Raw genomic sequence first — 3,022 nt, 5'->3', positions numbered from 1 at the left:
CCGGCGGTGCCGGTCGTGATGCCCTCGTCGCCCTCGTCGCCGAGCTCGGCGGCGGCCGCCGCCCTCGCGCCAGCGCACTCCCGACAGCGGCGGTACCCGCGGTTGCGGGCCTCGGGCAGGGTGTCGGGGCCGAAGCAGACGAACGTCTCGGCCGCCATCAGCTCCTCGACCACCTCGGGCGCCGAGCAGGCGTCGACGTCGTGGACGACCTGGTTCCGCTTGTCGCCGAGCCAGCGGTGGTTCTCGAAGCGGGTCGGCCGGTCCATGGGCCGACACACTACGGCCGGACGCGCCGGGGGGAGGCCCGTAGGCCTCCCCCCGAACGATGAGAACTTGCTGGAAGAACCCGTGTGACGCTGTCGTTGCCGAGCGGGACCAGCTCCCGGACGTCGCACGAGGGTGGATGGCGGGGATTCGCCTGGGTGGTCCAGCGGCCGCCTAGCGGCCAGCCACCTCCGAGGTCCCCCTACAACAATCGTTCAGCTGGACCACCTCCTTTCTTCGGTCCGCACAGTCAATCACATCCGCGCGGCCGTTCCACCCTCAGTTCGCGGTGCTCGTCGCCAGTTCGGTGCGAACCGCCCAGGCCGCCACCTCGGTCCGGGACGCCATCCCGAGCTTGGCCAGGATGTTCGACACGTGGACGGCCGCCGTGCGGGGCGAGATGAACAGCCGGTCGGCCAGCTCGGCGTTGGTCAGGCCCTCGGCCAGCAGCGCCACGACCTCTCGCTCGCGAGGCGTGAGGACGTCGGGCCCGAGCGGGCCGCTCACCTTGCCGAGGCGGCGGAGGACGGCGTGGGCCTCATCCCGGCGCCAGCCGCCCCAGGAGGCGAGGAGGCGGTCGGCCGTCTCGGCGTGCGGGCGGGCGTCGGCCGGGCGCCCCTCGGCCAGCAGGCACCGGGCGGCCGTCAGGTGGGCGGTGGCCAGCGGGGCCGGCGGCAGGGGCGACGGCGACTCGGCCAGCACCGGCCCGAGCAGGGCGAGCGCGTCGCCGTTACGGCCCTCGCAGGCGGCCAGCTCGGCCGTCGCCACCACCAGCGACACGGCGTGCAGCGGCTCGAGCACGCCGTGGGGCTCGCTGGCCCCGTCCAGCAGGTCGCGCAGCCGGTCGGTGCCGAGGCCGGCCCGGCACCCGACGGCCACCACCGTGTTCAGGGTGGTGGCGTCGCAGCGCCACCCGCGCCGCATGCCCCGCAGGAGGGCGTCGAGCGCGGCCCTGGCCGCCGTGAGGTCGCCCCGGCGGGCCGCCACCAGCAGCTCGGCGGCCACCTTGGCCGACCGCTGCCGGCCGTCGAACGCCTCGACGGACGCGAGGACGGCGGCCGCCTCGTCCAGCGCGTCGTCCTCGGTGGCGAGCAGCGCCTCGTGCAGCGAGTACCACAGCTGCTTGCCCTGGCGGAGCACGACCTTGGCCCGGTCCTGCCCGGCGGAGAGGTAGCGGCGGGCGGCCCGGAGGTCCCCGGCCCGCTCGGCCAGGTCGCACCGGCCCTGCGCGTACGCCGCGCCGGCCATCGCCTCGTACCCCGCCTTCTCGGCCGCCGCCCGCATGCGCTCGAGGAGCCGGGCCGCCTCCTCGATCGTGTGGTACTGGGTCTCGGACAGGACGAGGTTGTGCAGCGCCCTCGTGACGAGGACGTGGAAGCCCCGCTCCTCGGCCTCGTCGGCCACCTGGCGGAGCATCGCCGCGCCCTCCTCGACCCGGTCGGGCTGGTTGATGAGCGCCGACCCCTCCTCGACGCGGGCCTGGAGGACGACGTCCTCCGGCCCGTCGGCGAGCGCGGCCGCCAGCGCCGCGCCGGCCCACTCGATCGCCTCGGCCGGGTGGTCGGCCAGCATGTACGCCTGGGCCAGCTGGGCCATGGCCCGGCTGCGCTCCTCGCCCCGCTCCATGCGGTCCACGAGCGCCCGCAGCTCCTCGGTGCCGGCCCAGAAGGCGTCGACCTCGGCCAGCTCCCACCGCAGCCGCACGATCATCCGCAGGGCCGCCGACTCGCCCTCGACGGCGCCCTGCCCGGACGCCACCGCCCGCCAGCGCTCGGCATGGGCCAGCGCCTCGCCGACCAGGCCCAGCAGCCACGCCGCCCTGGCCGCCGTCTCCAGCAGGACGAGGTCGTCGTCCGCCTCGGTGAGGCCGAGCTCGGCCAGCCGCAGCGCCTGGTAGGTCGAGCCCCTGGCGAGGTAGCGGGCCGAGCCTCGTCGGGCGGCGTCGACCATGTCGGCGTACCGGCCGGCGCCGTTGGCGTGGTAGGCGACGGCGGCGAGGTCCGAGCTGCCCGACCGGTTCAGGGCGTCGAGGGCGGCCTCGTGGAGCCGGCGCCGCTCCCGGCCGAGCAGGTCGCCGGCCACCGCCTCCCTGGCCAGCGCATGGCGGAAGCTGAAAACGTCGTTCTCCGCCTCGACCACGAGGCCCCTGGCGACGAGGTCGCGCAGCACGCCGATGAGCTCGTCCTCGTCCGCACCGGTGACCGCGGCGAGCAGGTCGAACGCCACCCGCCGCCCGAGCACGGCCGCGGCCTCGACGATCCGCCGCTCACGGGGGCTGAGGTCCTCCAGCTGGGTGCGGATGGCCTCGGCCAGGCTCCACGGGAGGGGCTGCTCGCACAGCTCCTCGGGGGTGACGTCCCCCGCCGACGCGAGCAGCTCCTCCAGGAAGAACGGGTTGCCCCCGGTCCGCCCGTGGAGGGCCTCGACGACCCGGAACGACGCCGGCCGGCCGTAGACGGCGTGGACGAACGCGGCGACGTCGGCCGCCGTCAGCCGCTCGAGGCGCAGGTGGGTGACCGAGTGCCGCCGCTCCAGCCGGGGCAGGAGCTCGCTCGCCGGGTGGCGGCGGCTGAGCTTCTCGGGGCGGTAGGTGCCGACGAGCAGCACGGGGTGCCCGTCGGGCTCGGCCAGGCGCTCGAAGAGGGCGATGCTCTCGCCGTCCGCCCAGTGCAGGTCCTCGAACACGACGAGGCCGGGACCGGGCGACGTCGCCTTCCGCACCAGCTGCACGCCGAGGCGGATGAGCTCCTGGGGGACC

Annotated in this window: 2 protein-coding genes; both read right to left on the bottom strand. The window is 75.8% G+C overall.

The annotated features are described in order from the left end of the window. On the bottom strand, positions 1-266 hold a 266-nt coding region (locus VGB14_00805), incomplete at its 3' end, for a hypothetical protein (protein HEX9991442.1). A gap of 277 nt (positions 267-543) precedes the next feature. Next, the coding region (locus VGB14_00800) for a LuxR C-terminal-related transcriptional regulator (protein ID HEX9991441.1) at positions 544-3,022 on the bottom strand (2,479 nt) is incomplete at its 5' end.

Source organism: Acidimicrobiales bacterium (assembly GCA_036399815.1).
GTDB lineage: Bacteria > Actinomycetota > Acidimicrobiia > Acidimicrobiales > DASWMK01 > DASWMK01.
The sequence above is the reverse complement of the archived record's forward strand: the minus strand, read 5'-3'. Positions and strand labels throughout refer to the sequence as shown.